Below are 24,421 nucleotides of genomic sequence, written 5' to 3'. Positions count from 1 at the left end.
CGTAACGTTACTTGGGTTTTATGACCCAGAAGAGTTCATGGCGCCGAACGGCTTTGCGGAAAAACTCGTTTTCCCCCCAGGGAGACACCTTCCTACCGGCCAACAAACACTGTATGACGCGTCGCACGCGCCGTTTCAACGGCATCTTCGGCTGCAGGTCATGCATCATCCCCAGCGACATAGCCTTGTCACGTTGAATCTCTGCGGGTAGCGACAAGCAGTAGGGCCGCAGAGTGTAAGCCGGATCAAAGGATGGTGGCAAAGCGACACCATTTCCAGAGTCCCCCATCGGCCAGCGATCGTTGTCGTGCAGGTGATTGGCATAGCCCAGCAATGTGGTGGGTTGCCACTCCAGTCCCTGCAAAGCTTGCAAAACCGCCTCCTGCGCGCAGACGTGGTCAGGATGGGGATCGAGCACCGGATGGGGCAGCACGATGACCTCAGGACGCGCCTTCAACAACACCGCGCGTAAGTCGGCCAACAGATTGTTCCAGGTTGGCCGCCCATCCCCATCAGCCGGTAGCGGGAAGGGGTTGAACTGGCGAAACGGGCGGATATCACTCAATTCTGCCTCCCGGGAGCCCACTGCCAGATCAGGCTCGGCCTGCATTGCCGCCAATTGCAGGCAGAAATACCCAAGCTGCACGCAGTTTTCCTGGGGCACACCTGCCCAACGAGGTACGGCAACGCTGTCCCAGGCACGCAAGCGGCCCTTGAGCCGTGCTGCATCCCGTGTGGTCAGGCCCATTCGCTGATAATGCTCGGCTTCGATCTCGCCAGCGGTCAATGTGACGATCCACGGCTGGGTCGCCTGGCTGTACAAACCAAACGCGGCAAGTTCGGCATCGTCGGCATGGGGCGCAATGACCATTACTCGCTGCTGTCGCACATCAGGCTGGCGCCATACCGAAAGCACAGGCTCACCCAGTACCCGGCACCATCGCCCTTTTAGCGCCAGACCGCCCTCAAGCAACGCGTGCGCCTGACCCGTGAGGTTCAGATAACGCAGGCCGTCCACGCCCCGCTCGAACGTTTGGCGATCATCCGTCGACAGAGCAATGAAGGGGTCGATAAAACGCCCTGCCAGGCTGCTTTTGATGCGCAGCGCCAGGATCAGGGTCTCATCCCCCGACAACGCCAGCGGCTCGCAGAGCATCAGCCGCCCCTTGTCCAGAATGACGGAGGGCTGCTCGGCATCGGCTGCGAACTGATACCGATAGTCGTCCTTGGGCGAGTAGAAGAGATGGTCGGCAAACCAGGCCTCATGGGCAACCCACGCCAAGACCGCTAATAAAAGCGGCAGCCACCACGCCACCGTTACTCCCACCACGACCAACAGCAACAACGCAACCACCAGCCCCAGCCGCTTATTACGGCGATGACGCTTGAGCAGTGCCTGCTTACGGTTCTGGGATTGGCTCATACGGTGTACACCGGCACGGGATTGCACCAGCGATCCTTGTACTCCCGATCCGCACGCCCAAAGGAAAAACGCAAGGGTTTGCCGACCTCACGAGCCTGCTCCCAAGCACTTTGAGTGTTGAGGAAACTGAGCACGCTGCCTGGGCTGAATGCCCGGGTTTCGGGATCGACGCCACCGTTGACGTATTCCACACTGATCCACTCGGGTGACTCGACCCGGTATACCAACTGGATGGCAACAGGAGCATCGTTGAGAAAAATCACCGAGCCGATCAACCACTCGCGCAGTAACTCGATCACCTCGGCCATGCGCTCGGCGCCCGTAGCGACAAAGCCCCAGCGGCGTAAAAATAAATCGCAGTACATCGCGCCAAGTTCGGTGCTGGAAAACTCACTCACCGGCCGTACCGAGCCACCAGCTTCCTCCAGCAGACGCAGTTCGCGGCGCTGGTTGTAGCGGAATTTTTTCGATAGCTCTTCCGGGGGCCGTGCCATGGCCAGTTGTTCGGCCTGTAGCTTGAGACCGCTGAAACGACCTTCATTGAGGGCTGAAAGGTAGCGCGCCCGGTGCCTTAACGGTGCCTGTGCCTGGGCGCAGGCCGGTAGGATCAATTCAGCGTTGCCCAGGTCGAACAGCCCCTTTTTACCCCGCTGCTTGAGGACGTCTTTGGACAGTGCCAAATCCCGCCCCCAGGTCGCGATGCAAGCTTGCAGCTCACCGCCTTGCTCCCATGCCAGATAACGCACCGGGATATCCGCCAGCCCCGCCAGGCGCTCAACGATTTGCGGATGAGTGGCGACACTGCCACCAAAACGCCCCCAGGCCTCGCTGTAGACAGGGGCGTCGACGACGGACCAGCCGCGCTCGCGCCAGCCTTGGAATCGATTGAGCATCAAGCCCCCGCGGTCAGTTCAATAACGTGCGGCAATTGCCAGAAAGTATCGCGTACCGCCCGATCCGAGAAACGCGTGCGCAGGCGCTCCAGCATCATTTGGGCACACTGCCGCTGCTGTTGCTGATCCATCGCAGCCAAGTGCCGCAGCCCCTGAGCGAGATGTTCGGCATCGCCGAAGGGAAACAGGACGCCCACGCCTTCGACCACTTCCCGCGCCCCGCCGCACGCCGTAGCCAGCAGCGGCACGCCCGCCGCCATCGCTTCGAGCAGCACCATGCCGAAGGGTTCGTGATCGGAACTCAGGGCAAAGGCATCGAACGCACGGAAATATCGACGCGCATCCGGCACCTGACCGAGGAACAACACTTGGTCGGCAATACCCAACTCCTGTGCCAGGTGCTTGAGGCTTTGCTCCAGGCGCCCTTTGCCAAGAATCGCCAGACGGCTTGCGGCCGGCAGGTGCGGCAACGCGAGGGCGAAGCCCTTGAGGAGCGTGGCCTGGTCCTTGTCCGGGTGCAGGCGGCCGACATTGCCGACCACCCACGCATCCGGCGACAGCCCCAAGGCATCGCGCGCCTCGCCTACCGAGACCTGGCTGGCCTGCAACGCGTCGACATCAACGCGGTTGTACAAGGTCTGGATACGCTCGCTGGGCCAGTCGGGCAGGCAACGCCGCATATCGTCGCGCACCGCATCGGACACACCCAGCAAACTCAGGCGTTTACGGAAAATCCCGGCGAACAGCTTGCGGCTGCGGCGCTGGTAGTCGCCGAAGGCGTGATGCACACCGATCACGGGCAAACGGCTGCCCAGCAAGGCGATATAGATCGGCTTGAATCGGTGGGCGATACAAAAACTGAAATGGCGCGACGCGGCAATTTTGCGCAACTGCGCGATGGCCGACAGCTTCAGGCCACGGATAGCCTTGGAACTGAACGCCATGAACAGCACTTCATCGCTGGCACACGCCGCGGCCACGGCAGGGTCGGGGACCCCGGTGAGAAACACCGTGGTCACCTTATAGCCGGAGCCTGCAAACAAACTGGCGTACTGTCGCGCACAATCGAGGAAAGGCCCGTCATAGCCATGGCAGAACTGTAGGACGTGGCGATCAGCCGAGCGCGTCATAAGGGTCCACACCGTCCTTGACCACGAGGATGTCTTCCATGATCAGGTATTGCAGGTCGGAGCCGAAGAACATGTTCAGCGCGTCGGTCGGCGAGCAGATCATCGCTTCGCCACGGCGGTTGAGCGAGGTGTTCAGGGACACGCCGTTGCCGGTCAGTACTTCCAGCTCTTTCATCATGTCGTAGTAGCGCGGGTTGTATTCGCGCTTGAGCACCTGGGCGCGGGAGGTGCCATCTTCATGGACTACTTCCGGCACGCGGGTCTTCCACTCTTCAGCCACTTCGAAGGTGAAGGTCATGAACGGCGCCGGGTGATCGACCTTGATCATTTGCGGGGCCACGGTGTCGAGCATCGACGGGCAGAAAGGCCTCCAACGCTCGCGGAATTTGATCTGGTGGTTGATGCGGTCGGCCACGCCGGTGGCGCTCGGGCAACCGATGATCGAACGACCGCCCAGCGCACGCGGGCCAAACTCCATGCGGCCCTGGAACCAGGCCACCGGGTTGCCGTCGACCATGATCTTGGCGATGCGCTGCGGCATGTTTTCGATCTTGCGCCAGTTCGGCTTGCTCTCGTGCTTGGCGCACGCGGCAATCACATCTTCGTTGCTGTAGGACGGGCCGAGGTAGACGTGTTCCATCTTCTCCACCGGCACACCACGAGCGTGGGATACATAGGCGGCCGCACCGACGGCGGTACCGGCATCGCCGGACGCAGGCTGCACGAACAGCTCTTTCACGTCGTCACGGGCGATGATTTTCTGGTTCAGTTTGACGTTCAGCGCGCAACCGCCGGCGAAGGCCAGCTTGCCGGTGTCCTTGAGGATGTCGCCCAGGTAATGGTCGATCATCTGCAGGGCCAGCTTCTCGAACAGCGCCTGCATGCTGGCGGCGTAGTGGATGTACGGCTCGTCGGCGATGTCGCCTTCGCGCTTGGGGCCCAGCCACTCGATCAGTTTCGGCGAGAAGTAGAAGCCCTTGCCCTTCTCTTTGTAGCGACGCAGGCCGATGACGTTGGCGTAATCGGTGTTGATCACCAGCTCGCCGTTTTCAAAGGAAGCCAAACGCGAGAAATCGTATTTGCTGGCATCGCCATAGGGCGCCATGCCCATGACCTTGAACTCGCCGTCGAGCATCTCGAAACCGAGAAACTCGGTGATCGCGCCGTACAGGCCGCCGAGGGAATCCGGGTCGTAGAATTCTTTGATTTTGTGGATCTTGCCGTTCTCGCCGTAGCCGAAGAACGTGGTGGCGTACTCACCCTTGCCGTCGATGCCAAGGATCGCGGTTTTTTCCTGGAAGCCCGAGCAGTGGTAGGCACTGGAGGCGTGGGCCAGGTGGTGCTCAACCGGCTCGATCTTGATCTTCTTCGGATCGAAGCCCAGTTGCTCCAGGCACCACACGATCTTGTTGCGGTAGCGCTTGTAGCGGCGGTTGCCCATCAGGATCGCGTCGAGGGCGCGGTCCGGGGCGTACCAGTAACGCTTGGCGTAGTGCCAGCGCGCCTCGCCGAACAGGCTGATCGGGGCGAATGGGATCGCCACCACGTCAACGTCGGAAGGCTTGATGCCGGCCTGTTCCAGGCAGAACTTCGCCGATTCGTAGGGCATGCGGTTCTTTGCATGTTTGTCGCGTACGAAGCGCTCTTCTTCGGCGGCCGCAATCAGCTTGCCGTCGATATACAGGGCTGCGGAAGGATCATGGCTAAGGGCGCCGGACAGGCCAAGAATCGTCAATGCCACAGGGGTCTAGCCTCTTTTAGTCTGCATGCAGGCGGGTCGCGCCTGAAAAAAGTGTGCCTCCCGCGCGGGCGGGAAACAGCTAAAGGGCGGGATTATAGCTTAAAAGCAGTGGGAAGCTGTTAGCGGCAAGCGGCAAGTGGGCCTAGCGGTAGATCTCGATGCTGCCGTCTTTGTTCTGGCGGTAGATCGTATAAGGCAGGACCAGGGTATCCAGCACGCCGGACCCCAGGAATTCGATGGCGATGATCGGTAGAGCGTTGCCGGTACTGTTCGACAGGCTTGGATCGTTCAGGCTTCTTTCAGGCTTGGGTTCACCGTTGAGCGTACAAAACCCGTACAGCACGCCGCTGTAGATGCGCGGCACGTTTTCGCAATGGCTGCGCGAGTCCTTGAGATTCTGGCTGGTCACGGCGTCCGGGCGAAACACGGTGTTGATCGTGCCGCAACCGACCAATGCCAGTATCCCAACCAGCCAGATGACCCTCGATAAATGCCGCATGTCCGCTCCTTTGGTCCATTTACTCAGGAACGGCCACGCTAGCACCGCCCGCCATGAAGTCCCAGTACGGACGCGTCGATTAGCCGCGTAGGAAGATTCCCGAATGAAAGAAATCGCCCGGTTCACTAAAGTCGCGCCCCTTTGTGCGCTCACTTCCAAAACGCCACTGATTTACGACTGTTCGATGAGCGGCCTCACCCGCTTAACCCTGGCGCTGCCACCCTGGCGGGCAGCGACGGGTTGAGCAAAAACCGGCGCGACTGCCGACGCCGAGCCTCCATTCTGATGGTCAGAGCGATCAGGTGGGTTGCTTGGGCAACCGCTGGTCGATCAGTTGATATAACGCACTGTCCTGCGGCCAGTTGCGCATAAACCGCGCGCGGTCCTTGGCGTAGGCCGGGGCGAAGCTGGCGAGACTGCGGTGCTGGCACATCGCATCGAGATCGATCAGGGCCCAACGGTCTTCGTGCCAAAACAGGTTATGGCCCTTGAAATCCCCGTGGCTGATGCGCTCGCGGATCAGCTCGGCGAATAAATGATCCAGCGCCTGCAGCTCGTTTTCCGGCGCGTCGCCGTGTTCAACGTAGGGCGCGAAACGCTCGATGATGTCTGGGCCCGGCAGGTATTCGGTGATCAGGTACGCACGGCTGCGCAGCCAGAGAAAACGCTTCTCCAATACCGCCAACGGCTTGGGCGTGGCGATGCCGAGGAAGGCCAAGCGATTGCCTTCGCGCCAGGAATGCCAGGCGCGGCTCGGGCGCCAAAAACGCTTGAGCCAATGGGCGAAGCCCTTGATGTTGTAACGCTTGATCACCAGCGGCCGACCGGCCACCTCGACTTTGGCCACACTGGCCGCACCGCCGGTCTTGTACAAATGGCCCTGGTCCAGCAACACATCGGCCTGCTCCAGCACCGGCAGCATTGCGGGCACTTCCTCGCGCCTGATCGCGCGCAAGGCAAAAGCACCGCGCACGACACTGAACAGCGTGCATTCGCGGCCGACCTTTTCCAGAAAGTCCTTCAAACGCCAGGCACTGACCTTGCGTACTTGTTTTTCCAGGGCTTCCAGGGGCAAGGCATGTTCGCTGTTGCTCAGCAGGTAATACACCAGCAACTCTTCGGTAAACGGCTCAAGATTCTTCGGCAATTGCGCAAAAAACACCCCGAGGTTTTCCAGCACCCGGTTGCGCGACAGCGGCTTGCCGGCTTCTTCGACGCGAATTCCGGCGCCATCGATCAGGTACAGCTTGCCGTCCTTGCGCAGCAGGTTGTCCAGGTGCAGGTCTTCCTGCCACAAGCCTTTGGCGTGCATTTGCGCAATCGCGCCCAGTGCTTCGGCGAGCACCGCCGTTTGCTCATCAGCCAAGGGCGGCAAACCTTGGACCGCCTGCCAGGCATCGGCCAGGCTTTCGGCACCCTCGATAAATTCGAACAGCAACCAGCCACCCTCGCCTTGCTGCAAACCGTCGGCCAGCAGCAAAGGCGTGATCAGGCCCTGTTCGGCCAACAGGCGAACACCGCTGAGCTCACGCTGAAAATGCCGCGCCGCCTTACTGCCTACCAGCAACTTGGCCAGCACTACGCGCCCGCGCCAGACGGCCGCGCCGACATAGCGCTCGCCCGGCAACACGCGCAACAGGCTCAACAGCTGCAGTTGACCGGGGCCGGCGGCGTCCGCCAGGTCCAAGGTCAGGGGCAGGCTTGGGGTGCGGCCGGCGTTTTTCAGCTCCGACAGGCGCATCAGCGCTTCTCCTTGTGGCCGCGCCGGGTCGTCAGGCGTTGCAGCCAAGTGGCGACCTCTGCGCTGTCTTCAGGTTGGTCCAGGTAGGCCGCCAGCAACTGGCGCACCTGTGCGTCGGACCATTGCGGGGAACGGCGCAGCAACGGCTCCAGGTCCTTGACCCGATCCCGCCAGCCAAACAACAACGGGCGGGTTTTCTCCAGGTCGATCAACTGCGCGGCATAACCTTCGCCGGTGGCCTGCAGGAAAATATGCTTGGGGTAGAAACAGCCATGCACCTGGCCGACGCCATGCAGCCGGCGCGCCAGTTCGCCGCATGCCCGCAGGATGGCGCGGTGCTGGGCATCGCTGAGCGAAGGCCACTCCTCCAGCAGCGAATCCAAGTCGTTCCAGCCGTCGAGGGCACGGGTCAGCAGCATCGCGCGGTACTCGCCGGCCACCTTGCGTTCACCGTAGAACGCCGCCTGCAAGGCCGGGATACCCAGCGTGCGATAACGGCTGATATTACGAAACTCGCGGGAGAAGCTCGGCTCGCCCCATGGGCGATGAAGGCTGCGGGTCAGGTAGTTGCTCTGACGCTTGAGGTAATACCCCTGCCCCTCCAGCTCCAGGCGAAACACGCTACTCCAGCCACCGCGACTGGTATTCGGTTCGTCCACTGCGTCGAGCTGTTTGGCCCACAAGGCGTCGAACGTAGCCAGACCGTTGCGCTCCAACAAAGCCCGGTCTTCAGCCGCCACAAAATCACTCATTCGCGCCCCTCAAAAAACTTCACCACATGGCGAATACGCTGTTTGTCCGATGCACTCAGGTGCTGGCGCTGACGGTATTGCAGATAGAAGCGCAGGCGCTGGGTGGCCGACAGGTGATACTTGGCCACCTTGTCCAGGCAGGCCAGGTCTTTGGTAATGCGGTACTTGAGCCAGAACCCGCGCCAGAAATCGCCGTTGGGGCAATCGATCAGATACAGGGTCTGCTGGTCGTCGATCAGCAGGTTGCGCCACTTCAAATCGTTATGAGTAAAGCGGTGATCGTGCATGGTGCGGGTGTATTCGGCGAGCTGGCGGCTGACCCCATCGACCCAGCGCGGATCGCGCAGACGGGGGTCGTTGCGATCGGCCAGCGCCGACAGGTCTTCGGTCTTGGGCAATTCACGGGTGATCATCGCGCCGCGATCATAGGCCAGGCCTTTACGCTCCAAGCCCCAGGCCACCACATCGGCGGTGGGAATGCCCCATTTGGCAAAGCGCTTGAGGTTCTGCCATTCGGACTTGACCCGCGGCTTGCCCAGGTAGCGACGCAAGCCCTTGCCGGCGCCAACGTAGCGCTTGACGTAATAATTGACCCCCGCGCGCTCCACTCGGATCACTTCGGACAACGGATCGCGGGTCAGCCGCTCTCCTTGCAGGGCGAACACCGCGTCGAGGCTGCCAAAGTCTTCCGCCAGGCCGGCGTAGGCCGGTTCCAGGTTCCAGCCCGCCATCAGAGCGCATCCCCGTATCGCTGTTTACGCGCGTAGAGCTTGTCGGCCTTGCCTTGCAGCCACTGCAACAAAGCGCTTTCTTCGGCCAGGATCTGGCGCAGTGGCTGCTGGAAGTAACCCTTGAGGAACCGCAGCTTGTCGCGACGGGTCAGGCCGATGTCCAGCGCCGAGAAGTACAGCGCGGCCAGGTCTTTGTTGCGCCAGCGCAGGCTGATTTTCGGCCGGGTCTGGGCACGGTGCAGGTCGATTACCGACAACTTGAAGCGATCAGGCGTGACCGGCGTGTCGGTGTGCAGCAGGAAGTGGCAGATGTAGCAGTCACGATGGTTGACCCCGCCGCGATGCATCATGCCGGTCATGCGCGCCACTTCGGCGATCAGCGCGCGCTTGAGGCGCGGCTGCGGTGGCTGCTTGACCCAATCAATGCTGAAGTCTTCCAGGCTGACCGTGGGCGCCAGCTCTTCGGTGATGATGAACGAATGCTGGTCCGCCGGGTTGCTGCCGCGCTCGCCGTAGGCCACGGCAGTCATGGTCGGCACACCGATTTCCTGCAGGCGCTGGATCGCCAGCCATTCCTGCCCGGCGCCGAGTACCGGCAGCTTGGCGGTGACCAGGTTCTTGACGATCTCACCCCAGCCGATGCCCCGGTGGATCTTCACAAAGTAGCCACGGCCGTCCACCTCGGTGCGCAAGGTGCGTCGGGCTTCCAGTTCGCGGTACACCTCGCCTTCCAGCCGCTCTACTTCGGCGAACGCATCGCGTCCGGCCCAGAGGCTCTTGAAGGGTTCGGCAAGCATCAACTTCATGGCTTTGGCTCCGCCAGAATCACATCCGCAGCGCGCTGCGGCATGCTGTAGAGGTCGGCCGTCTCAGCGAAAGCCAACCCGTTGCGGCTCCAGGCCGCGCGCTGTGCAGAATCGGTCAACATGCGCGCCAGGTACTCGTTCAACTGAGCCTGTTCGAACGGCTCATTCAGCACCAGACCGCTGTCGGCCTCGGCGATGTAATGGGCATAACCACACACCGCCGAGACCAGTACCGGCAACCCGGCCACCAGCGCCTCAAGCAGCACGGTGCCGGTGTTTTCGTTATACGCCGGGTGGATCAACAGGTCGGCGCCCAGCAGGAAACGCGGGATATCGCTGCGCCCTTTAAGAAACTGCACGTTATCGCCCAGCCCCAATGTGGCGCTTTGCAATTGGAATACTTTGGGGTCGTCCTGGCCGATTACAAACAGACGCGTGCGTTTTTTCAGCTCCGAGGGCAACGCGGCCAGCGCCTTGAGGCTGCGGTCGACGCCCTTGGTTTTGAAGCCGGAGCCGATCTGCACCAACAGCAGGTCATCCTCGCCCAGGTTGAATTCCTTGCGGAACCCTGCGCGGATTGCGGCGGCGTCCGGCGGTGCGCGACGGTCCTGGGCGATGCCCGGCGGCAGCAGGTGAAAGCGCTCCACCGGGGTGTCGTAGTGCTTGATGAACAGCGGCTGCTGCACTTCGGAAATCATCAGGATTTCGGTCTTGGCGTCCTTGGCGAACACTGCACGTTCGTATTCGGCGAAGTGGCGGTAACGACCAAAACTGCGGTACAGCGAATGGCGCAGGTTCTGTGCTTTGTCTTCAAAACAACCGTCGGCAGCGTAGTACACGTCCAGGCCTGGCATCTTGTTGAACCCGATCAAACGGTCCACCGGGCGCTTGGCCAGGTCGGCCTCCATCCAGGCACTGAGTTTTTCGTTGCGCCGATGGTTGAAGAACGCTTTGACCGGCGCCACCAGCACTTCAAAGCCGGGCGGAATATCGCCCTCCCAGATCAGCGTGTAGACGCGAATCTGATGGCCGCGCCGCTGGCACTCCAGGGCGATGCGCATGAAGTCACGCTGCAGGCCGCCGAAGGGGAAGTATTTGTACAGAACAAAAGCCAGTTGCATCAGTGCAGTTCCTCAGCCAGTAACAACGTGCTCAGTCGGCTTGCCACACGCTCAGGGTTCAGGCGCGTGAAGCACAGGGGCGATTCGCGCGCGATGTCGAACCGACGCAGGTCGTCGGCCGTCGGTTGATAGGTACAGTGTTTTTGCAGGCACGGCGCGCAGGACCAATCGCTGGCCAGGTGAATCTGCGCCTTGCCGTAGGCGCCGGTCAGGCCCGGATTGGTGGGGCCGAACAGGGAGATGGTCGGCACATCCAGCGCCGCCGCCAAGTGCCCCAGGCCGGTATCCACCGCCACGCAAGCGCGGGCGCCGGCCAATACCCGAGCCACGCCGGCCAGGTTCAACTTGGGCAATACTTCGGCGTTCGCCAGCCCTTGAGCCAGGCGTTCGGCGCGGGCTTTTTCCGTGGCGTTGCCCCAGGGCAGCTTCACGTCCACGCCCAGGCGCCCCATGCGTTCGGCCAGCTCGCGCCAGTAGGCTTCCGGCCAGTGCTTGGTGTCCCAAGTGGTGCCATGCAGCAGTAGCACGAAGGGCTTTTTCGGTGGCAGGCCGAGCAACTTGTCGACGCTCAGGCCGTAGTCGCCCAAGCCTTTGGGCAAGTCATAACCCAGGGCTACGGCGAACAACTGACGCAAGCGTTCCACCGCGTGCTGCCCACGAGCCACGGCCAGACGTCGGGAGTAAAAACGCGCCGCGATGGGCTCACGGGCGGAGTTTTTATCAAAGCCGGCCACCGGCGCCCGTACGTAACGGGTCAGCCAGGCGCTTTTGAACAGGCCCTGAGCGTCAATCACCAAGTCATACTTGGTCGCCTGGATGCGCTGCTTGAAGCGCCGCCATTCACCGCTCTTGAAGGTTTGCCAGAGGTTCTTGCGCCAGCGGCGGATCGCCACCGGGATCACCTTGTCTACCGCTGGGTGCCAGGTGGGGATTTCGGCAAAGCCCTCTTCCACGACCCAGTCGAATTGAATGCCGGGGATCGCCCGCGCCGCGTCGGTCAGTGCCGGCAAGGCGTGGATCACGTCGCCCAGGGATGAGGTCTTGACTACCAGTACCCGCAACTCAGTGAACCTCAACCACGTCGCCCTGCAACCGCTGCAAGGCTTCGCTGACCGACTGCGGCAGCAACTGGCGCAGGCAATTGTAGTGGCCGAAACGGCAGGTGCGTTCGAAACACGGGCTGCAATCAAGCCCCAGGCGCACCACTTCCACTTTGTCGGCCAACGGCGGGGTGAAGCCCGGCGAGGTGGACCCATACACCGCCACCAACGGGCGGTTCAGCGCCGCGGCCACGTGCATCAGGCCGGAATCGTTGGACACCACCGCATCGGCGCAGGACAGCAGGTCGATCGCTTCGGCCAGCGAGGTGTCGCCGCTCAGATTTACCGCTTCTTCGCGCAGGCCCGGGATCAGACGCTGGCGGATGTCTTCGCCCACCGAGTGGTCGTTCTTCGAGCCGAACAACCATACTTGCCAGCCTTCGCGGATCTTCATCTCAGCGACCTTGGCGTAATGCTCCGAAGGCCAGCGCTTGGACTCGCCGAACTCGGCGCCGGGGCACAGCGCCAGCACCGGGCGATCCAGGCTGAGGCCGAACTTGGCCAGCGCCGCGTCGCGGGTGACCGGGTCGATCCGCAGGCTCGGGCGCGGATAGGGTTTGGGCAACTCGGCACCCGGCGCGTAGGCCAGGGCCATAAAGCGTTCGATCATCAGCGGATAGCGGGTTTTGTCCAACGTGCGCACGTCGTTGAGCAGCACATAGCGAAATTCGCCGCGCCAGCCGGTGCGCTTGGGGATGCCGGCAAAGTACGGCACCAGCGCCGACTTGAGCGAATTGGGCAGCAGGATCGCCTGGTCGTACTCGCCGGCCATGGATTTGCCGATGCGACGACGGGTCGCCAGTTCCAGGGCGCCGTGGCCGAGCGGAAAGCTCAAAGCCTTGCGCACTTCGGGCATGCGCTCAAGGATCGGCCGGCTCCACTCAGGGGCGAGCACGTCGATCTGGCAATCTGGATGGCGAGCGCGCAGGCACTGGAACAGTGTCTGTGCCATCACCATGTCACCGACCCAACTGGGCCCAACGATCAGAATATTCATGTAGTTTCCACAAACGATGCGGGGAGGCTTATGCCTCCCCGCCCTAATAGTGTCTTCAGCTCAATCCCAGTTCCTGCCAGATTCGCATCACCTGGCGCCGCTCCTCGACGAACTGATCCCCGGCCACCGTACCGGCCTCGTTCTGCAAGGCCTGACGATGCGCGGCGGAACGGTAGGCTTTATACACCTCACGCAGCAGATGGGCATCGGCGGCGGGCATCAACCCCACCTGCTCCAGGCCTTCCAGAATGCGGATATTGTCGGTGTAGCGCAGCAACGATGGATGTTGCGCAGACCACGCCAAAGCCGCGTATTGCACCATAAATTCAATATCGACGATACCTCCGGCGTCCTGCTTGAGGTCGAACAACGCCGAGGCTTCGAAGGCATTGGCGCCCTTGCCGGCCGCAGTGCTCTTGGTGCCCAGGTTGTCGCGCATCTTGGCGCGCATCTCGCTGACCTCCTGGCGCAGCGTCGCCAGGTCACGCTCGCGCCCCAGCACCCTGGCACGCACTTGCTCGAACGCCTGGCCAACGTCCTGGCTACCGACCAGCACGCGGGCGCGGACCAACGCCTGATGTTCCCAGGTCCAGGCTTCATTTTGTTGATAGCGGTCGAACGCCCCCAACGAACTCACCAACAGCCCGGATGCGCCAGACGGGCGCAGGCGCATGTCCACTTCATATAATTGGCCGGAGTTGGTCTGGGTCGTCAGCAAATGAATGATGCGCTGACCCAGGCGCGTAAAGAACTGCGCACCGTCGATCGGCTTGGCGCCATCGGTTTCGGCATGCGGGTCGCCGTCGTGGATAAACACCAGGTCCAAGTCGGAACCATGCCCCAGCTCGATGCCGCCGACTTTCCCGTAGCCGACAATGATGAATCCAGGATCGCACAAGGTGCCGTCCAGCCGTTGCGGCGAGCCGTGGCGCGCCACGGTCTGGCGCCAAGCCAGGGCGAGGACCTGTTCGAGGATCGCCTCGGCGAGCCAGGTCAGGTAATCGCTGACTTTCATCAACGGCAGGCTGCCGGCGATTTCCGAGGCGGCCACACGCAGGCGATGCGCCAACTTGAAATGGCGCAGGGCTTCCATCTGCTGTTCAAGGTCATCTTCGGGAATGCGTGTAAGGCGTTCGCGCAGTTCGGCGGCCAGTTCCGGCGCCAACGGCGGCTTGAACAGGCGCCCTTCATTGAGCAATTCATCCAGCAACAGCGGGAAACGCGTGATCTGCTCGGCGATCCAGGGGCTGGCGGCGCACAGGGTCAACAGGCGACGCAGGGCGTCAGGGTTTTCGGTGAGCAGCACCAGATATGCCGAACGCCGCGCGACGGCTTCGACCAGCGGCAACACGCGTTCCAGCACCAGGTCCGGGTTGGCATGCTCGACGGCCTGGGCCAGCAGGCGCGGAATAAACGCATCCAACCGTTCACGGCCCAGGCGCTGCATGGCGCGCAGTTGCGGGCTGCCGCGCAGGCTGGCCAGGGCTTTGAGTGCCTTGGGTGCATCGGTGAAACCGCCTTCGGCCAACTGCCGGCAGGCGGCGTCTTCGTCCTGGGACTCTTCCCACAGCGGCAACCACTCACCGCCTACCACCAGCTCGCTTTCTTCGCCTTCATCCTCATCCGGATCGGCGATGACTTGGCGGAAGTGCCAGTCAATCCGGCCACGCCAGTACATCAGGCGTTCATGGAACGCGGCCCAGTCGGCAAAACCCAACATAAAGGCAATGCGCGCCTGATCCTGCGGACTGTCGGGGAGCATCTGGGTCTGGCGATCGGCAATCGCTTGGATCGCATGCTCGGTGTAACGCAGGAACTCATAACCGTTGCGCAACTCGGCGATCACCGCCGGCGGCAGGTAGCCCTGGCCCTCCAGAGTGCCGAGCACTTTAAGCAATGGGCGCTGCTGCAAGCTCAAGTCGCGGCCGCCGTGGATCAGCTGGAACGCCTGGGCGATAAACTCCACTTCGCGAATGCCGCCCGAGCCCAGCTTGATGTTGTCGGCCATGCCTTTGCGCCGCACTTCCTGCTGGATCAGTTGCTTCATCGTGCGCAGTGCTTCGATGGCGGAAAAATCCAGGTAACGCCGGTAGACGAACGGCCGCAGCATGTCGAGCAATTGCGCGCCCGCCACCTGATCGCCAGCCACCACCCGCGCCTTGATCATGGCGTAGCGCTCCCAGTCGCGGCCCTGGTCCTGGTAATACTGTTCCAGCGCATTGAAGCTCAGCACCAGCGCACCGGCCGAACCGTATGGGCGCAAGCGCATATCCACGCGGAAGACAAAGCCGTCGACCGTCATCGGGTCGAGCGCCTTGATCAATTTTTGACCAAGACGGATGAAAAATTCCTGATTATCCAGCGCACGCTTCACCCCCACGGTTTCGCCGCCTTCGGGGTAGGCGAAGATCAGGTCGATGTCCGACGAGAGGTTCAGCTCAACCGCACCGAGCTTGCCCATGCCGAGGATCACCATGTGCTGGGCCTCGCCGCTGCGGCGCCCGGTGGGCGTGCCGAATTGCACACAGTGGCGCTGGTACAGCCACTGGTAGGCCTGGTCGATGCTGGCGTCGGCCATATCGGACAGGTCGCGGCAGGTTTGCACCAGATCGGCCTGGCGCGTCAGGTCACGCCAGATAATGCGCACTTGCTGGCGGGTACGCTGGCGACGCAGCACACGGCCCAGCTCATCTTCTGTTTCGGCTTGTTGCACCGCGCCAGCAATTTGCCCGCATAGCTCGCCAGGTGCGAAACCACGGTCCAGCTCGCCCCAGGCGGCCAGTTCGAGCAACATCAAAGGGTCACGAAGGCTCTGTTCAATAACGAAATCACTGGCGGCGCACACCCGGGCGAAGTCGGCCCAGCGTTGCGGCGTCCATTCAGAAAGGCCATGATCGTCATCCAGCGCGGCCACTGCGTCACGAAATGACTGCTCGGCCCGCTGGGCAGCTGGGAGCAGAATGGCCGGCAATTCGGCCAGCGTTGGAAGGCTCATGGTCTATCCTTGGTCGGCGCGTAAAAGGCTTGTAGCGAGACGTGCAGGCACCACGCTGAATGAAGGACTGTCGAACAAAAGTTAGAAATAGCTGAAAACACTTTAATTTTGGCAGGCAACATTAAACTTCTACCTTTTCTTGTTCGCAAAAGATCAACAATAACGATTATGCTCACCAGCCAGACCGAGCCATACGCTCAGTCTTGTGTAGTTTTACTACTCGTATATACATTCGAAAGGCTGAAATGGCCGACGATTTGTAGTAAAACTACAGGACGCCGAAGCAACCTTCGGCCATCCAAGAATTTATGTCGTCTGCCCACAAGGCCAGTCGCAAACTTCAGGCAACCGATTCTGGTAGCCTTTCCGCCCTGGAGCAAGCCATGCAAGACCTCGATCCCGTCGAAACCCAGGAATGGCTGGACGCCCTGGAATCGGTTCTCGACAAAGAAGGCGAAGACCGTGCTCACTACCTGATGACCCGTATGGGCGAACTCGCGACCCGCAGCGGCTCGCAACTGCCTTACGCCATCACCACGCCATACCGCAACACCATCCCCGTTACCCACGAAGCACGCATGCCTGGCGACCTGTTCATGGAACGCCGCATTCGCTCGCTGGTACGTTGGAACGCCATGGCGATGGTAATGCGCACGAACTTGAAAGATTCGGACCTGGGCGGTCACATCTCCAGCTTCGCTTCCAGCGCAACCCTGTATGACATCGGCTTCAACTACTTCTTCCAGGCCCCGACCGACGAACATGGCGGCGACCTGATCTACTTCCAGGGCCACACCTCCCCAGGCGTTTACGCCCGTGCGTTCATGGAAGGCCGCATCAGCGAAGAACAAATGAACAACTTCCGCCAGGAAGTCGACGGTCAGGGCCTGTCGTCCTACCCGCACCCTTGGCTGATGCCGGACTTCTGGCAGTTCCCGACCGTATCCATGGGTCTGGGCCCGATCCAGGCGATCTACCAGGCGCGCTTCATGAAGTATCTGGAAGCCCGCGGTTTCATCCCTGAAGGCAAGCAGAAGGTCTGGTGTTTCCTGGGCGACGGCGAGTGTGACGAGCCGGAATCCCTGGGCGCCATCTCCCTGGCCGGCCGCGAAAAACTGGACAACCTGATCTTCGTCATCAACTGCAACTTGCAGCGCCTCGACGGCCCGGTTCGCGGCAACGGCAAGATCATCCAGGAACTCGAAGGCGTGTTCCGCGGTGCGCAGTGGAACGTGACCAAAGTCATCTGGGGCCGTTTCTGGGACCCACTGCTGGCCAAGGACGTCGACGGCATCCTGCAACGTCGCATGGACGAAGTCATCGACGGCGAGTACCAGAACTACAAAGCCAAAGACGGCGCGTTCGTGCGTGAACACTTCTTCAACACGCCTGAACTCAAGGCGATGGTTGCCGACCTGTCCGACGACGAGATCTGGAAGCTCAACCGTGGCGGCCACGACCCGTACAAGGTCTATGCGGCATACCACGAAGCGGTCAACCACAAAGAACAACCGACCGTCATCCTGGCCAAGACCATCAAGGGTTATGGCACCGGTGCCGGCGAAGCGAAAAACACCGCGCACAACACCAAGAAAGTCGATGTCGACAGCCTGAAGTTGTTCCGCGACCGTTTCGACATCCCGGTCAAGGATGAAGAACTGGAGAACCTGCCGTTCTTCAAGCCGGAGCCGAACAGCGCCGAAGCCCGCTACCTGAGCGAGCGCCGCTCCGCACTGGGCGGTTTCGTGCCACAGCGCCGCGCCAACAGCTTCAGCGTGCCAACGCCGGACCTCAGCACCCTCAAGGCCATCCTTGACGGTTCGGGCGACCGTGAAATCTCCACTACCATGGCCTTCGTGCGGATTCTTGCGCAGCTGGTCAAGGACAAGGACATCGGCCCGCGCATCGTCCCGATCATCCCGGACGAAGCCCGTACCTTCGGTATGGAAGGCATGTTCCGTCAACTGGGCATCTACTCCTCCGTCGGCCAGCTCTACGAGCCAGTCGATAAAGACCAGGTGATGTTCTACAAGGAAGACAAGAAGGGCCAGATCCTCGAAGAAGGCATCAACGAAGCGGGCGCCATGAGCTCCTTCATTGCGGCCGGTACTTCGTACTCCAGCCATAACCAACCGATGCTGCCGTTCTACATCTTCTACTCGATGTTCGGCTTCCAGCGCATTGGCGACCTGGCCTGGGCAGCGGGCGACAGCCGTACCCGTGGTTTCCTGATCGGCGGCACCGCCGGCCGTACCACGCTCAACGGCGAAGGCCTGCAACACGAAGACGGTCACAGCCACATCCTGGCTGCCACCATCCCGAACTGCCGCACCTTTGATCCAACCTACGGCTACGAGCTGGCGGTGATCATCCAGGACGGCATGAAGAAGATGACCGAAGAGCAGCAGGACGTTTTCTACTACATCACCGTGATGAACGAGTCCTACCAGCAGCCAGCCATGCCGGCCGGTGTCGAGGACGGCATCATCAAGGGCATGTACCTGCTCGAAGAAGACACCAAGGAAGCGGCGCACCACGTGCAACTGATGGGCTCCGGCACCATCCTGCGCGAAGTGCGTGAAGCGGCGAAGATCCTGCGTGACGAATTCAACGTCGGCGCCGACGTGTGGAGCGTTACCAGCTTCAACGAACTGCGCCGCGACGGCCTGGCCGTAGAGCGCAGCAACCGCCTGCATCCGGGTCAGAAACCAGCGAAGAGCTACGTCGAAGAATGCCTGGCCGGCCGCAAGGGCCCGGTCATCGCCTCTACCGACTACATGAAGCTGTTTGCCGAACAAATTCGCCAGTGGGTCCCTTCCAAGGAATTCAAAGTCCTGGGCACCGACGGTTTCGGCCGCAGTGACAGCCGTAAGAAGCTGCGTCACTTCTTCGAAGTCGACCGTCACTTCGTGGTGTTGGCAGCCCTGGAAGCCTTGGCTGACCGCGGTGAGATCGAACCCAAGGTGGTGGCTGACGCCATCGTCAAGTTCGGGATCAACCCGGAAAAACGCAACCCACTGGACTGCTGAGGAGACTTTTTGTGAGCGAACTCATTCGCGTACCTGACATCGGCAGCGGTGAAGGTGAAGTAATCGAGCTGTTTGTGAAGGTCGGCGACACCGTCGAAGCCGACCAGAGCATCCTGACCCTGGAATCGGACAAGGCGAGCATGGAAATTCCTGCTCCCAAGGCCGGTGTGGTCAAGAGCCTGAAGGTCAAGCTGGGCGACCGCCTGAAAGAAGGCGACGAATTGCTGGAGCTGGAAATCGAAGGTGCCGCCGATGCGGCGCCTGCGGCGGCCCCTGCCGCTGCCGCACCCGCGCCGGCCGAAAAGCCTGCCGCTGCCGCCGAGGCCCCAGCAGCACCGGCCCCGGCCGCTGCACCGGCTGCCGCCAGCGTTCAGGACATTCACGTTCCGGACATCGGCTCGTCGGGCAAAGCCAAGATCATCGAGCTGCTGGTCAAGGTCGGCGACACCGTCGAAGCCGATCAGTCGCTGATCACCCTGGAGTCCGACAAGGCCTCCATGGAGATCCCATCGCCGGCTGCCGGCGTGGTGGAAAGCATCGCGGTCAAGTTGGAAGACGAAGTCGGCACCGGTGACTTCATCCTCAAGCTCAAGGTACAAGGCGCCGCGCCTGCCGCTGCTGCTGCACCGGCCGCCGCTCCGGCCGCCAAAGCTGAAGCCGCGCCGGCTCCGGCTGCTGCACCCGCACCGGCTGCCAAAGCCGAGGCCGCCCCAGCCCCAGCCGCCGCGCCTGCGCCAAGTGGTGCCAAGGTTCACGCCGGCCCAGCCGTGCGTCAGCTGGCCCGTGAATTCGGCGTTGAGCTGAGTGCCGTCGCGGCCACCGGCCCTCACGGTCGCGTGCTGAAGGAAGACGTGCAGGCTTACGTCAAAGCCATGATGCAAAAGGCCAAGGAAGCGCCAGCTGCCGGCGGCGCGACCGGTGGTTCGGGCATCCCGCCGATCCGTACCGTGGACTTCAGCCGCTTCGGCGAAACCGAAGAAGTGCCGATGACCCGCCTGATGCAAATCGGTGCGGCAGGTCTGCACGCCAGCTGGCTGAACATCCCTCACGTCACTCAGTTCGACCAGGCCGACATCACCGACCTGGAAGCATTCCGCGTTGCGCAGAAAGCCGTGGCCGAAAAGGCTGGCGTCAAGCTGACCGTACTGCCGCTGCTGCTCAAAGCCTGTGCACACTTGCTCAAGGAGCTGCCGGACTTCAACAGTTCGTTGGCACCAAGCGGCAAGGCGATCATTCGCAAGAAGTACGTGCACATCGGCTTTGCCGTCGACACGCCTGATGGCCTGCTGGTGCCGGTCATCAAGAACGTCGACCAAAAGAGCCTGCTGCAACTGGCTGCCGAAGCGGCTGCCCTGGCCGCCAAGGCCCGCGACAAGAAGCTCACCCCGGACGATATGCAGGGCGCCTGCTTCACCATCTCCAGCCTCGGGCACATTGGCGGTACTGGCTTCACGCCAATCGTCAACGCGCCGGAAGTGGCGATCCTGGGTGTATCCAAGGCCACTATCCAGCCGGTCTGGGACGGTAAAGCGTTCCAGCCGAAGCTGATGCTGCCATTGTCGCTGTCCTACGATCACCGTGTGATCAACGGCGCCGCCGCTGCACGTTTCACGCAGCGTCTGAGCCAATTGCTGAACGACATCCGCACCATTCTGCTGTAAGCCGCAACGGGCCTTCTTTTACTCGGAAGGCCCGTTTGCATCGATTTCCGAGCGCCACGCTCGTACCTCAACCCCGCCACTTGGCGGGGCTTTTTTTGCGCGGCCAACGGCAAAAATTGGACAGAGAGAACAGGTTTGTACACCTTCTGTCAGCGCGACTGTAGAAATCGCCCACGCGGCCGATAACACCCATATAGCACTTAGCCTTCATCCTCTCTTGTCAGCCCGCGCCGCATGATGCAACCTTGCCGCAGGCAACAGAAAAGAGGGCGTGAGCCCGGCGCCGTGCGCGTTATTTCAAGTGAGTTTCCCCCATGAAAAGCCAACCCGATGTCGCCCGTACGGCGGCCGAGGTAGTCACGCAATTACCGGTGCCTTCGCGCCTCGGTATGCTGCGTTTCGAGCGGCTTAATGAGGCAAGCTGGGCCCTGCTCTACCTCGACCCCAACTGCGAGCGCCAATTCGGTCTGCCGGCGGTCGAATTGTGTGCCCTGATCGGCACCCCCTACGCCAGCCTGATGGAGCCCCAGGCCCGCTATCAATTGCACGACAACATCCAGCAGCAGTTGACCCTGAGCCCTCACTATCTGGTGCGCTACACCCTGCACACCAACGACGGCCCTCTAAGCCTGCTGGAAATGGGCGAAGCCTACAAACAACACAATCGTCACTTGTTGCGCGGCTACCTGATGGTGGTCGACGGTCTGTTCAGTGAAGTGCCTTCGCCGCTGCCCTCCTCGGATGACCTGGAGAGCCAGAACAGCCGCCTGCAGATCGCCCTGGAACTCAACCAGCGGGCCCAGCAGGAACAATTGCAGCACCTGGAACGGGTGCGCGCCCAGCAGGAGCTGATCCTGCTGCTGGCCCGCCAACGCTACACCGCTAACAATTCGCTGCAGGAAGCCGCCGAGCTGATCACCCGCAGCGCCTGCGAAATCTATCAGCTCGACTGCGCCAGTATCTGGAACCTTGAAGGCCAGCGCCTGGTGCCGATTTCGGCCTATCACCGCGCCGACCAGCAGCACCATTTGCCCGACCCTATCGACGCCAGTTGCTTCCCGGATTATCTGGAAGCCTTGCACACCAGCCGCGCCATCGATGCCACCAACGCCATGCGCGACCCGCGCACCCGTGAAATGGCCGAAAACCTGCGCGCCAAAGATATACACGCCATGCTCGACGCCAGTATCCGCGTCGATGGCCAGGTGGTCGGCGTACTGTGCCTCGAACAGGGCGGCAGTTCCCGCGCCTGGCAGGCCGACGAAATCGCGTTTGCCGGCGAGCTGGCAGACCAGTTTGCACAAGTGATCAACAACCATAACCGCCGTACCGCCACCAGCGCCCTGCACCTGTTCCAGCGCGCAGTGGAGCAAAGCGCCAACGCCTTCCTGCTGGTCAATTGCGACGGCGTAGTGGAGTACGTCAACCCCAGCTTCACCGCGATCACCCAATACAGCGCCGAAGAAGTCCACGGCCACCGCCTGGCGCAGTTACCCGCACTGGAGAACCTCAGCGAATTGCTGTTCGATGCACCATCGAGTCTGGCCAAGAGCAACAGTTGGCAGGGCGAGTTCAAGAGCCGTCGCAAGAACCTGGAGCCCTACTGGGGGCAGTTGTCGATCTCCAAGGTGTATGGCGACAACCGTGAGCTGACGCACTACATCGGTATCTACGAAGACATCACCCAGACCAAGTTGGCCCAGCAGCGCATTGAGCGTCTGGCGTACACCGATAACCTGACCAACCTGGGCAACCGTCCGGCGTTCATCCGCAACCTCGATGAACGTTTCGCCCGCGACAGCGACAGCCCGATCTGCCTGCTGCTGGTGGACATCGACAACTTCAAGCGCATCAATGACAGCCTCGGCCACCAGACCGGCGACAAGTTGCTGATCAGCCTGGCCCGGCGCCTGCGCAACAGTCTGAGCAGCAGTGGCAGCCTGGCACGCTTTGCCAGTAACGAGTTCGCGGTGCTGCTGGATGAAACCGACCTGGAAACCGGACAACAAGTGGCCAGCCAGTTACTGGCGACCCTCGACAAACCGATGTTCGTCGACAACCAGTTGATCAGTGTCACCGGCTCCGTGGGCCTGGCTTGCGCGCCGCTGCATGGCCGCGACCCGCAGACCCTTATGCGTAACGCCGGCTTGGCTTTGCACAAGGCCAAAGCCAACGGCAAGCATCAGGTGCAGGTGTTCACCGAGGCCCTCAATGCCGAAGCCAGTTACAAACTGTTCGTCGAAAACAACCTGCGCCGCGCCCTGACGCAGAACGAGCTGGACGTGTTCTATCAGCCCAAGCTGTGCCTGCGCAGCGGTCGCTTGCTGGGCATGGAGGCGTTGCTGCGCTGGAACCATCCGGAAAAGGGCATGATCCGTCCGGACCAGTTCATCAGCGTGGCCGAAGAGACCGGCCTGATCATCCCCATCGGCAAATGGATCGCCCGTCAGGCCTGCCGCATGAGCAAGCAGTTGAGCGCTGCCGGCCTGGGCAATTTGCAGGTGGCGATCAACTTGTCGCCCAAGCAGTTCTCCGACCCGGACCTGGTGGCCTCGATCGCCACGATCCTCAAGGAAGAAGCGTTGCCGGCCAACCTGTTGGAGCTGGAACTGACCGAAGGCCTGCTGCTGGAAGCCACCGAAGACACGCGCCTGCAACTGGACCAGTTGAAGAGTCTTGGCCTGACCCTGGCCATGGACGACTTCGGCACTGGTTACTCGTCCCTCAGTTACCTGAAAAAATTCCCCATCGACATCATCAAGATCGATCGCAGCTTTATCCATGAGATCCCGGACAACCAGGACGACATGGAAATCACCTCCGCCGTGATCGCCATGGCGCACAACCTCAAGCTCAAGGTGGTCGCCGAAGGCATCGAGACCGCCGAGCAACTGGCCTTTCTGCGGCGGCACCGCTGCGATGTGGGCCAGGGGTACCTGTTCGATCGGCCGATCCCCGGGGCAGAGCTGCCGGCGATGCTTAAACGCTACCCGCGCGGCCCAATCGCCTGACATCGCTGTAACACTCGGGCACACTGACTGTCTGAATTTTTACCATCACTCAACCTGACGAGAGGACTGATCATGGTCTTGCGCTCGGAAATTCTGGTGAACAAAAACGTGCTGCCTACTCAAGAACAAGCATTGCCTGGTCGTGACACCCCGATGAGCCTGCCAGAGACGCACTTCGTCAATGGCAACCCGCTGCTGGGCCCATTCCTCGATGACGTAGGCTTTGCGATCTTCGGCCTGGGTTGCTTCTGGGGCGCGGAACGCAAATTCTGGCAGCGCGACGGCGTGGTCAGCACCGTGGTGGGTTATGCCGGCGGCTTCACGCCCAACCCGACCTACGAAGAAGTGTGCTCCGGCCTGACCGGCCACAGCGAAGTGGTGCTGGTGGTCTATGACCAAGCCAAGGTCAAGTACGAAGACCTGCTGAAGATGTTCTGGGAATTGCACAACCCCACCCAGGGCATGCGCCAGGGCAACGACATCGGCAGCCAATACCGTTCGGTGATCTACGCGACCACACCGGAACAGCTGGAGGCTGCAAAGGCCAGTGCCGAGGCGTATCAGGCCGAACTGAACAAGGCCGGCCTGGGCCAGATCACCACCGAAATCGACCAGGCGCCGACGGTGTATTTCGCCGAGGCGTATCACCAGCAGTACCTGGCGAAAAACCCCCAGGGCTATTGCGGCATTGGCGGAACAGGCGTGGTTTGCCCGATCTGACGTTCGGAGCTGCAAGCTAGAAGCGGCAAGCTGCAAGTGGTGTTTTCTGCTCTCACTTGCAGCTTGCAGCT

At 61.5% G+C, this 24,421-nt stretch carries 17 protein-coding genes; 4 read left to right on the top strand and 13 right to left on the bottom strand.

Going from position 1 to position 24,421, the window contains the following annotated elements:
- Window positions 1-7 precede the first annotated feature (7 nt).
- From HRH33_RS03290 to glnE, 13 genes are all read right to left on the bottom strand, one after another.
- Window positions 8-1,423, bottom strand: coding sequence for a PIG-L deacetylase family protein (locus HRH33_RS03290; protein WP_167416782.1), 1,416 nt, complete (start codon window positions 1,421-1,423; stop codon window positions 8-10).
- Window positions 1,420-2,316, bottom strand: a complete 897-nt coding sequence (locus HRH33_RS03285; protein ID WP_034136624.1) for an antimicrobial resistance protein Mig-14 — start codon at window positions 2,314-2,316, stop codon at window positions 1,420-1,422. Before HRH33_RS03285 ends, HRH33_RS03290 begins: the two co-directional genes overlap by 4 nt.
- Entirely contained in the window at window positions 2,316-3,446 is a 1,131-nt protein-coding gene (locus tag HRH33_RS03280) for a glycosyltransferase (protein ID WP_167416781.1), read from the bottom strand. The genes HRH33_RS03285 and HRH33_RS03280 overlap by 1 nt, the downstream gene beginning before the upstream one ends.
- Window positions 3,430-5,187 (bottom strand): carbamoyltransferase family protein, encoded by a 1,758-nt coding sequence (locus HRH33_RS03275; RefSeq protein ID WP_034136622.1) that lies wholly within the window; start codon window positions 5,185-5,187, stop codon window positions 3,430-3,432. Before HRH33_RS03275 ends, HRH33_RS03280 begins: the two co-directional genes overlap by 17 nt.
- A 142-nt stretch (window positions 5,188-5,329) precedes the next feature.
- On the bottom strand, window positions 5,330-5,686 hold the full coding sequence (locus HRH33_RS03270; protein ID WP_123479568.1) for a YceK/YidQ family lipoprotein: 357 nt from the start codon (window positions 5,684-5,686) through the stop codon (window positions 5,330-5,332).
- Window positions 5,687-5,984: 298 nt separating this feature from the next.
- Complete coding sequence (locus tag HRH33_RS03265) at window positions 5,985-7,427, bottom strand: lipopolysaccharide kinase InaA family protein (RefSeq protein ID WP_167416780.1); 1,443 nt, start codon at window positions 7,425-7,427, stop codon at window positions 5,985-5,987.
- Window positions 7,427-8,179 carry a lipopolysaccharide kinase InaA family protein gene (locus HRH33_RS03260; protein WP_167416779.1) on the bottom strand — a complete coding sequence of 251 codons (753 nt, stop codon included), beginning with the start codon at window positions 8,177-8,179 and terminating at the stop codon, window positions 7,427-7,429. The genes HRH33_RS03265 and HRH33_RS03260 overlap by 1 nt, the downstream gene beginning before the upstream one ends.
- Complete coding sequence (locus tag HRH33_RS03255; protein WP_034136618.1) at window positions 8,176-8,910, bottom strand: lipopolysaccharide kinase InaA family protein; 735 nt, start codon at window positions 8,908-8,910, stop codon at window positions 8,176-8,178. The genes HRH33_RS03260 and HRH33_RS03255 overlap by 4 nt, the downstream gene beginning before the upstream one ends.
- The gene (gene rfaP, locus HRH33_RS03250; RefSeq protein ID WP_167416778.1) at window positions 8,910-9,716 is read right to left on the bottom strand and encodes a lipopolysaccharide core heptose(I) kinase RfaP; all 807 of its coding nucleotides are present in this window, start codon (window positions 9,714-9,716) and stop codon (window positions 8,910-8,912) included. The genes HRH33_RS03255 and rfaP overlap by 1 nt, the downstream gene beginning before the upstream one ends.
- Window positions 9,713-10,837 (bottom strand): glycosyltransferase family 4 protein, encoded by a 1,125-nt coding sequence (locus tag HRH33_RS03245; RefSeq protein WP_167416777.1) that lies wholly within the window; start codon window positions 10,835-10,837, stop codon window positions 9,713-9,715. Before HRH33_RS03245 ends, rfaP begins: the two co-directional genes overlap by 4 nt.
- Window positions 10,837-11,898 carry a lipopolysaccharide heptosyltransferase I gene (waaC, locus tag HRH33_RS03240; protein WP_034095555.1) on the bottom strand — a complete coding sequence of 354 codons (1,062 nt, stop codon included), beginning with the start codon at window positions 11,896-11,898 and terminating at the stop codon, window positions 10,837-10,839. The genes HRH33_RS03245 and waaC overlap by 1 nt, the downstream gene beginning before the upstream one ends.
- A gap of 1 nt (window position 11,899) precedes the next feature.
- Window positions 11,900-12,934, bottom strand: coding sequence for a lipopolysaccharide heptosyltransferase II (waaF, locus tag HRH33_RS03235; RefSeq protein ID WP_034095554.1), 1,035 nt, complete (start codon window positions 12,932-12,934; stop codon window positions 11,900-11,902).
- A gap of 55 nt (window positions 12,935-12,989) precedes the next feature.
- Window positions 12,990-15,929 (bottom strand): bifunctional [glutamate--ammonia ligase]-adenylyl-L-tyrosine phosphorylase/[glutamate--ammonia-ligase] adenylyltransferase, encoded by a 2,940-nt coding sequence (glnE, locus tag HRH33_RS03230; protein WP_167416776.1) that lies wholly within the window; start codon window positions 15,927-15,929, stop codon window positions 12,990-12,992.
- A gap of 383 nt (window positions 15,930-16,312) precedes the next feature.
- Here glnE and aceE point away from each other — a divergent pair, with 383 nt between their 5' ends.
- From aceE to msrA, 4 genes are all read left to right on the top strand, one after another.
- Window positions 16,313-18,958 (top strand): pyruvate dehydrogenase (acetyl-transferring), homodimeric type, encoded by a 2,646-nt coding sequence (aceE, locus tag HRH33_RS03225; RefSeq protein ID WP_167416775.1) that lies wholly within the window; start codon window positions 16,313-16,315, stop codon window positions 18,956-18,958.
- A gap of 11 nt (window positions 18,959-18,969) precedes the next feature.
- Complete coding sequence (gene aceF, locus HRH33_RS03220; protein ID WP_167416774.1) at window positions 18,970-20,619, top strand: dihydrolipoyllysine-residue acetyltransferase; 1,650 nt, start codon at window positions 18,970-18,972, stop codon at window positions 20,617-20,619.
- A gap of 314 nt (window positions 20,620-20,933) precedes the next feature.
- Complete coding sequence (locus HRH33_RS03215) at window positions 20,934-23,630, top strand: putative bifunctional diguanylate cyclase/phosphodiesterase (protein WP_034136612.1); 2,697 nt, start codon at window positions 20,934-20,936, stop codon at window positions 23,628-23,630.
- A 72-nt stretch (window positions 23,631-23,702) separates the two neighbouring features.
- Window positions 23,703-24,350 carry a peptide-methionine (S)-S-oxide reductase MsrA gene (msrA, locus tag HRH33_RS03210; RefSeq protein WP_034095550.1) on the top strand — a complete coding sequence of 216 codons (648 nt, stop codon included), beginning with the start codon at window positions 23,703-23,705 and terminating at the stop codon, window positions 24,348-24,350.
- The last annotated feature ends 71 nt before the right edge of the window (window positions 24,351-24,421 follow it).

The sequence above is a fragment of the Pseudomonas rhodesiae genome (assembly GCF_013285305.1).
GTDB lineage: Bacteria > Pseudomonadota > Gammaproteobacteria > Pseudomonadales > Pseudomonadaceae > Aquipseudomonas > Aquipseudomonas rhodesiae.
Note: the sequence above shows the minus strand (reverse complement) of the source record. Positions and strands in the feature narration are given on the sequence as shown.